General features: G+C 63.6%; 8 protein-coding genes. 3 read left to right on the forward strand and 5 right to left on the reverse strand.

The features are described from left to right. Window positions 1-55: 55 nt before the first annotated feature. The 4 genes from JAO75_RS23160 to JAO75_RS23175 are packed head-to-tail and all read right to left on the reverse strand — an operon-like array spanning window position 56 to window position 3,127. Window positions 56-601, reverse strand: a complete 546-nt coding sequence (locus tag JAO75_RS23160; protein ID WP_199051576.1) for a regulatory protein RecX — start codon at window positions 599-601, stop codon at window positions 56-58. After that, window positions 598-1,350, reverse strand: coding sequence for a phosphatase PAP2 family protein (locus tag JAO75_RS23165; protein WP_199051577.1), 753 nt, complete (start codon window positions 1,348-1,350; stop codon window positions 598-600). Before JAO75_RS23165 ends, JAO75_RS23160 begins: the two co-directional genes overlap by 4 nt. Before the next feature lie 60 nt (window positions 1,351-1,410). Further along, window positions 1,411-2,601, reverse strand: a complete 1,191-nt coding sequence (locus JAO75_RS23170; RefSeq protein WP_199051578.1) for a winged helix-turn-helix domain-containing protein — start codon at window positions 2,599-2,601, stop codon at window positions 1,411-1,413. Between the two features lie 34 nt (window positions 2,602-2,635). Continuing rightward, window positions 2,636-3,127 carry a DUF1772 domain-containing protein gene (locus tag JAO75_RS23175; protein WP_199051579.1) on the reverse strand — a complete coding sequence of 164 codons (492 nt, stop codon included), beginning with the start codon at window positions 3,125-3,127 and terminating at the stop codon, window positions 2,636-2,638. Window positions 3,128-3,312: 185 nt separating this feature from the next. Here JAO75_RS23175 and JAO75_RS23180 point away from each other — a divergent pair, with 185 nt between their 5' ends. Further along, window positions 3,313-4,824, forward strand: a complete 1,512-nt coding sequence (locus tag JAO75_RS23180) for an MDR family MFS transporter (protein WP_199051583.1) — start codon at window positions 3,313-3,315, stop codon at window positions 4,822-4,824. Here JAO75_RS23180 and JAO75_RS23185 read toward each other — a convergent pair whose 3' ends face one another. Further along, entirely contained in the window at window positions 4,825-5,037 is a 213-nt protein-coding gene (locus tag JAO75_RS23185) for a hypothetical protein (protein WP_199051580.1), read from the reverse strand. A gap of 185 nt (window positions 5,038-5,222) precedes the next feature. Between JAO75_RS23185 and JAO75_RS23190 the strand changes: the two genes are divergently transcribed. Next, window positions 5,223-6,767 carry a helicase HerA domain-containing protein gene (locus tag JAO75_RS23190; RefSeq protein ID WP_199051581.1) on the forward strand — a complete coding sequence of 515 codons (1,545 nt, stop codon included), beginning with the start codon at window positions 5,223-5,225 and terminating at the stop codon, window positions 6,765-6,767. Window positions 6,768-6,933: 166 nt separating this feature from the next. Beyond that, window positions 6,934-7,977 carry a hypothetical protein gene (locus JAO75_RS23195; RefSeq protein WP_199051582.1) on the forward strand — a complete coding sequence of 348 codons (1,044 nt, stop codon included), beginning with the start codon at window positions 6,934-6,936 and terminating at the stop codon, window positions 7,975-7,977. Window positions 7,978-8,216 lie beyond the last annotated feature (239 nt).

Below are 8,216 nucleotides of genomic sequence, written 5' to 3' on the forward strand. Positions count from 1 at the left end.
CCGGGTTAAATGACCGCGTCAATAATACCCGGATAAAATCGGCAGGCGATCCGGATCAGTCCTGTTCCCCGTCACGCTCGCCATCGACGATGGCTTTGGCGACATCGAAGCGAAAACCCGCCCGGGCCAAGGCGGCCAGGTCCTTGTCGCGGTAGGGCGCCCGCTCGCCGGGGCGGAAGGGGCCCAGCCTGCGGCGGCGGGCGAAGGCGCGGGCGGCCTGCTCCTCGTCCCCCTCCTCGCCTTCGAGCGCCGCCGCGATGGTGCCCCGGTCGATGCCCTTGGCGGAGAGCTTCGCCTGGATGGCGCGCGCCGAACCGCCCCGCCGGCGCAGGGTCGCGACGCGGGCTTCCGCATAGCGGGTGTCGTCGATGAGGCCGATCTTCAGGCTCTTCGCCACCACCTCGTCGATCATGTCGTGGAACTCGGCCGGATCCTCGCCGCGAAGGCGGCAGCGCTTGTCGACCTTGCGCCGCAGCACCCGGCGCAGGTTCTCGGCCGAGGAGGCGTAGCGCTCGAGATAGGACATGGCCGCCCGCTGCAGGTAGGCCGCCGTCACCTTTCGTGGCAGCTTGCGGAGGGGCTTGTCGGTTGTATCTGTCATTCGGGTTTGGGATCGGGCGAGGGCGAGGTCTCGCCGGGCTTCTCCACCTGGCCCCGCCGCTGCAGTTGCAGGGCCACGAACCAGCACAGGGATGCCCAGGCCGCGCCCACAGCCCAGCCGGCGACCACATCGGTCGGCCAGTGGACGCCGAGATAGACCCGGCTCATGCCGACGAGCAGGGTCATGACGATAGCGAGCCCCATGACGAAGGTGCTGACGCGTCGGCTCTTCTCCACCCGGGCGAGCAGGGCGCCCAGGGTGAGATAGGTGATCGCCGACATCATGGCATGGCCGCTGGGGAAGCTGGCCGTGTAAACCCGGGTGGCATGGGGCACGAGATCGGGTCGCGGCCGTTCGAAGCCAAGTTTCAGGCCGGTCGAGATGAGGGTGCCGCCCACGATGGCGACCAGCACCAGAAGGGCCGCGCCGCGCTTTCCCGCCATGAGCAGATAGATCACCGTCGCGGCTGTAAGAAGCGTGAGGATCGCGTAGCCGCCGAGCCCGGTGAAGTCCCTGGCCGATTCCTCCAGCCAGGAGGGCCCGAGGGGATTGGCCGGGTTCTGCGGATCGCGCAGCGCCAGCAGGAGCCGGCTGTCGAGCGCGTGGGTCTCGCCCTCCTGCACCTCGCCGGCAAGCTCCATGAAGGCCCAGGCGAAGAAACCGCAGGTGGACAGGGACAGAAGCGGCCCGACCTCATTGAGCCGCAGGCGCAGCCACAGGCGGGTGGCGGGGGTGAGAAGCGTGTTCATGGGTTCATGACATAGGAAGATCGGGGCGTCTGGCGAGACTTCGTCATCGCTTTGAAAGCTTCAAACCTGCAGCCGCTTGCGCCACGCCTTCGGCGCGGTGATGGAGCCGAGATTGAGCCACTCGGCCATGAGGCGCAGCTCCTCCCCCAGGGCAGGCGCGATCTCCTCCGGCTGCACCGCAGCCTCCGGGTGGATGGAGTGGACGATGAGATTGCCCGCGGCGCGGTCGGCCTTCAGATCCACGCGGGCGACGATGCGCTCGCCCAGCACGAAGGGCAGGCAGTAATAGCCGAATTCCCGCTTCTCGGCCGGGGTGTAGATCTCGATCCGGTAGCGGAAGTCGAACAGGCGCTCCGTGCGCGTGCGCTCCCAGACGATAGGATCGAAGGGCGACACCAGCGCCCGCGCCTCGACCCGGCGCGGAATTTTGGCCTGCGGGTCGAGATAAACCGGCCCCCAGCCTTCCACGGTGACGGGAACGAGGTCGCCCGCCTCGACGAGCTCGGGAATGCGTGCCTTGGCGTCCTTGGGCTCCAGGCGGAAATAGTCGCGCAGGCAGCGCTCGGACGCGATGCCGAGCGCCCGGATGGACAGCCGCAGGAGTTCCCGCTGCGCCTCCTCGGCCGAGGGCGTCGGCACGCTCAGGATTTCGGAGGGCAGCACCCGCTCCGGCAGGTCGTAGAGGCGCTCGAAGCCGCGCCGCGTCGCGGTGGTGACCCCTCCCGCCCAGAACAGCCATTCAAGGGCACGCTTGCCGTCGCTCCAGCCCCACCAGGAGCCCTGCCCCTTGCCGCCGATGGAGAGCTCGCCCGCCCCGATGGGTCCACGCGCCTCGATCTCGCGGCGCACCTCCTCGATGAAGGCGCGCTTCTCGCGCCCGAACCGGGCCAGACCGCCATAGGTGCCTTCACCCCGCGCGGCGCGCTCCATGCGCCAGCGAAAGAGCGGCTGCAGGTCGAGACGGATCAGCGAGGCCTCGTGCCCCCAGTACTCGAAGGCCTCCCGCTTCTTCGGGTGATAGGCGATCTTTTCCAGAAGCCCCCGGTCATAGGAGCCGATGCGCGAGAAGAGCGGCATGTAATGGGCGCGCACCAGCACGTTGACCGAATCGATCTGCAGCAGGTGCGATCGCTGAAGGACGCGGCTCACATGACGCTTCGTTGCCGCATCGGGGCGGCCCTCGTGGAAGCCCTGGGCGGCCAGGGCGATCCGCCGGGCCTGGGCGGGCGTGATATGGGTGCGGGCAGTCATGATGAAACGAATGCGGTGGGAGGCCCAGCTAGCGTCATGTTGGCGTCGCTGGCAAGGCCCCTCGGCTTGGCGTGATGACCGACAAGGCCGTCACCATGAAGCCGAGGAGCTTGAAGCCCGCGACGGCCATGTGCCCGGTCTCCCAGCGGTTTCGGACCGACTGGAAATCCTCCGGGATCGGACCCGGCTCCCAAGTGGCGAGGATGCTGTTGGCAGGGGCCACCCAGGCAAACCAGACGGCAAGGCTCAGGGCAAAGAGCAGGCATCCCGCAAGGGCCAGACGGAACCTCTGGCGTTCGCTGCGCAGCATGTAAGCGAGGAAGGCGGTGCCGAGGATGGCCGAGATGTCGAGCGGCCCGCCGATGAAGGCGAAAAGCCGGAACTGCCCGTTGAAGACCGTCGCCTCCCGCCACAGCTCCGGCGACCAGATCGCAAGACGCGGCGGCGCCTCGAGCACATGGGCAAATGAGGGGCCGAGGCTCAGGGCCGAAACAGTCAGGACCAGAAGACTCAAGATTCGGAGCATGGTCTCTCCTTTTTGTGGAGCCGCACGATAGAGTTTGTGGGAGGAGCCGCTCTTCCCTGCCTGTCAGACATCCTTCCCACTCGGGAGCCCAATTCAACTCTTTGTGCGAGCGAATGCATACCAGCCCTGCAGGCGGAGGTTCGACACAGCTCCCGTTTGCCCTCTAGATGAGCCTGCCGAACATGATGGACACGATGGATCAATCCCCCGCAGCACAGCTTCACAGCGGCCAGGGCAAGGCTCTCAGCCAAGCCGAAATCCGCACCATCATCGTCGGCGTTCTGCTCGCCATGTTCCTGGCGGCGCTCGACCAGACCATCATCGCGACGGCCCTGCCGACCATCGGCCACGAACTCGGCGACCTGGAGCACCTGTCCTGGATCGTGACGGTCTATCTCCTGACCTCCACGGCCGTGACGCCGCTATACGGCAAACTCAGCGATGCTTACGGACGGCGCAGCATCATGCTGGTTGGCATCGTGATCTTCATCATCGGGTCCATCGCCTGCGCGCTCGCTCCCACCATGTTCGCGCTCATCCTCGCCCGCGGCCTGCAGGGCGTCGGCGGCGGCGGGCTGATCGCGCTCGCCCAGACCATCATCGCCGACCTCGTGCCGCCGAAGGAGCGTGGGCGCTATCAGGTTTACTTTGCCAGCGTGTTCATGACTTCGAGCCTGTTGGGCCCCGTGCTGGGCGGCCTGTTCGCCGAGCACCTGCACTGGTCGGTGATCTTCTGGATCAACCTGCCGCTCGGCCTTGTCGCCTTCGCCATCGCGTTCCGGAGCCTGAAGAAGCTGCCCCGGTTCGAACGCCCGCACCGGCTGGACCTGCTCGGCGCCGTTCTTCTTGTCACCGCCACGGTCGCGCTGCTTCTGGCCCTGAGCTGGGGCGGGATCCGCTTTCCCTGGAACTCTCTGCCGATCCTCGGACTCTTTGTCGGTTCGGTTGCACTCTGGATCCTGTTCGCCCTGCGCATGCGGCTGGCGCCCGAGCCCCTGATCCCGTCCGGCGTGCTGCACAACCCGGTCGTCCGCATGGCGACCCTCTCGGCCTGCTTCGGCATGGGCACCTATATCGGGCTCACCATCTATCTGCCGGTCTATTTCGAGGCGGTGCGCGGCCTCTCGGCCAGCCTCTCGGGCCTCGCCCTCATTCCCCTCATGGCCGGCACCGTCGTGGGGGCGACGCTCTCCGGCCGCACCATGGCGAAGGTGAAGCACTACAAGCGTCTTCCCACCATCGGCCTTCTGGTGGCGATGGCCGCCACGGGCGTGCTCGTTCTCCACGGGCCATCCCTGTCCATCCTGGCCGTGGAGATTCTTCTCGGCATCATCAGCATCGGCTTAGGCACCGTCCTGCCCGTCACCATGGTGACGACCCAGAACGCGGTGGCGCCGCACCAGATGGGCACCGCCACGGGCACGGCCAATTTCTTCCGCTCGCTGGGCGGCGCCTTCATCGTGGCGATCTTCGGCGCCATCGTGCTCAGCGGCTCAGGGGTGACGGGAGCGGCCAGCTTCGAGGCCCTGGGCCAAGCGGCGGCCCAAAGCGGCGTCAATCTGGCGGATGTCTTCAGCTACGTGTTTCTGGCGGCCATCGTCGGGTTCGGCCTGTCGCTGGCGTTTCTGCTCGCCCTGGAGGAGAGGCCCCTGCGCGGCGCCGCCGTGAAGGCCGCGGAAGCGGCGGTCGCAGACTGATCAGCGCCTGCTCCGAAAGCGCATGTAGAGCAGCACGATGGCGAAGATGATGATCAGGCCCGAGATCATCATCCCGAAGATGCCGAACGCTCCCTCCGTCTCCGCTGCGCCGGGCGGCGTGGTCTGTGCACCCGGCGTCTCCGTGCCGGGTGCAGTGCTCTGGGCGCGGACAATCGGGGCGCTATCGGTGATTCGGTGGGCGGGGATCGGCATCGTCCATCCTGGGCAGGCATTGGCTGGGAATAATGCTTCCCGGCATCCCGGTGTTTCCTTGTCCTGCGGCGTCGTGACTGGGGAAAGGGAATCTCGCCTGTGGAGAGAGTCGACTCGCCCGGCACTTCCTTAAGCCTTGACGTGTTAGGACCGTGCCGGGTTTCGGAATCGCACGAGGGAGGCTGATGAAGGCTGGCATCGACATGGGAATGACGTCCTCCGCCCCCGGAGGACAATCGGCCTTGCTCGATCTCGAGGAGCTCCTGGCGACGCGTCTGCTCGTCCAGGGCAATTCGGGTTCCGGCAAGTCGCATCTCCTGCGCCGCCTTCTTGAGCAGAGCGCCAACCTCGTCCAGCAGGCCATCATCGATCCCGAGGGCGATTTCGTCACGCTCGCCGACAAGTTCGGCCACGTGGTGGTGGATGCCTCCCGGTCCGAAGGCGACCTCCAGCGCATCGCCGCCCGCGTGCGTCAGCACCGGGTCTCGGTGGTGTTGAGCCTGGAGGGCCTCGACACCGAGGCGCAGATGCGCTGCGCGGCGGCCTTCCTGGGCGGTCTCTTCGATGCGGAGCGCGACTACTGGTATCCGATGCTGGTGGTCGTCGACGAGGCGCAGCTCTTCGCCCCCGCCGCCGCCGGCGAGGTGTCGGACGAAGCGCGCAAAGTCTCGCTCGGCGCCATGACCAACCTCATGTGCCGCGGCCGCAAGCGTGGACTGGCCGGCATCATCGCCACCCAGCGCCTCGCCAAGCTCGCCAAGAACGTGGCGGCGGAAGCCTCGAACTTCCTCATGGGCCGCACCTTCCTCGACATCGACATGGCCCGCGCCGCCGACCTGTTGGGCATGGAGCGCCGCCAGGCCGAGATGTTCCGCGACCTGGAGCGCGGCCATTTCGTGGCCCTCGGCCCAGCCCTCTCGCGCCGTCCGCTGCCGATCCGCATCGGGGCGGTGGAAACCTCCACCCGCACGGGCACCTTCAAGCTCATGCCGCTCCCCGAGCAGCCGAAGGAGGACGCCCGCGACCTCATCTTCAAGGCCGGCGAGGACGAGGTAGCGGCCCGCCCGGTCATGCCGCGCCGCGCTCCTCCGCCGCCGCCTGCTCCCTCGACCAACGATCTCCTCGCCCAGCTCGCCCGCACAAGGCCTGCCGCAGCACCCGAGCCTCAGGCGGAGGAGACCGAGCAGTCCAAAGCCGAGCGCGACGCCACCCTCGACGCGATCCTGCGCGAGATCCTCGACGACCCGGAGGCCGCCTTCCGGTCCGTGGCCGTGCTCTATCAGGATTTTCTCGTCCGCTGCCGCATCCGTCGGGTTGCCGGCGAACCGCTGAACCTCAACGCGTTCCGCCGCCGCCTCGCGGTCGCCCGCGCCGGCGTCGACATGGCCACCGCCGAGGGCACCGAGTGGGACCGCGCCGTGACCTTCGCGGCCGATCTCACGGAGGACATCCAGGGCATCTACCTGCTCATCGCCCGCGCGGCCATGGAGGCCTCGCCCTGCCCGCCGGACGGCGAGATCGCCCGCGCCTGCGGCAGCCGCTCGCCCGGCCGGGCCCGGCGCCTCATCGCCTATATGGAAAGCCGCAACATCGTCGTGACCCGCAACGACCCACGCGGCCTGCGCATCATCGCGCTCCCCGATCTCGGCTGGGAAACCGCCCCCGGCGACCCGAACGCCTTCGAGGAGCCGCAAGGGCCAGAGACGCGGGATTTGTTCGCGGTGGGGTAGGGAATGCTCCCTACATCGCTCGATAGTGCAGTAGCACTGCGAAATTGCACTGAAGCGCTTCCAGTATCGAGAATGATAATAGCCTAGCCGTCATGATATATAGGATGAGGCCCCCACAGCCGGCGAGACTGCCTTATCCATCAGCCTGACTAACAGGACCTATTTTATGAATGAGCCTTCAAAGCGGGATAATCAGGCATTAACAATCCATGCTACTGACGACAATGTAGTCGTTCTCCCATGTGAGCCTTCTCAATTTCGCGACTTCATCTCGGGACTACTAGGAAGACCACAAACTATTGAGCGGATCGTTCGCGGACCATTTGAAGTCAGAAAATCTGACATTGAGAACCTGCACCACTTGATTTCTCAGCGTCTCACGTCTCAAAATGATGCAACTTTTATGAGCTTTCAGGCTCGAGTAATTTACGACGACGACTCGTCGGTCTCACTGAACTCCATTGAGGAATTTGTTTCATATGCAGAGGTGAAACCTCTGCTTTCTCAAGCAGTGCATGTAAGTTGGATCTACTTGCTGAAATTTCCCAGCAAGAGTGCTCCCGAAAAGCAAGAGATTAGTATTAGCTTCCAGGGTGGGCACAGTCCATTCGAGCTTGAAATTGGTAGCATCTCTCCAATGACAAGAGTTTATAGAAGTGCCCCTGGAACTATGAGAGTCAGAATAAATCACACTGACCGAACTTGGGGATCTGACATAGATGCACTCATTGCAGGTCATTTAGGCACTTTAGTCCAATCTGAGTCTGGCATTAGGAAATTTGCTTCAGAATATTCAGGCTGGATTGGCTTCTTATTCTCAGCTTTGATAATTCTAGCCAGTCTCTCTGGAGTTTATTCAATAACTAGCAAGCTAGTTGATGAGTACTTGGAGAAGGCTCAAACGATTGCATCGGTTGGCAGTGAGTCCTTTGCTGTCCTGCAGCAAAAAATAGACTTCCTAATAGATATTGTGGCCTCTGGTATGTGGACAAAATATGCCTTCTACACCACGGGATTCCTAATTATTTCTCTAGTCGCTGCCATTTTTATAGGAATGTTCATAGGTTCTATGGCTGATATAAAAAGAGGAAGCTTTGTTTTGCTGACTGTTAAAGCGGAGAAGCACCGGGAATCAAGCTTGAGAAAATTAGAAAGGAACTGGCTTACATTCTGCGGCTCTGTGATTGGTGCGATAATCATTGGCATTTAGGGAACTACGCTTTTGCTAAAATTATACAGTTCTGGCCTTTATAGGCCATTTATCTGCGATAAAAAATAATCTTTATCTTAGTTTGGGTATATGCTCATACTGCGGCACTGGACCATAATTCCTTACGGTGACTGTGTTGAAGAAGCTGTGCCTTAGGTTCGTGGACTAGGCTCAGGACTCGTTAATTGAGGTAGAAGGCCACTGAGGCAGCGATGCAGATGGCCGAGAAGAAGGTGTGG

It is taken from the genome of Microvirga splendida (assembly GCF_016427565.1).
Classification (GTDB): domain Bacteria; phylum Pseudomonadota; class Alphaproteobacteria; order Rhizobiales; family Beijerinckiaceae; genus Microvirga; species Microvirga splendida.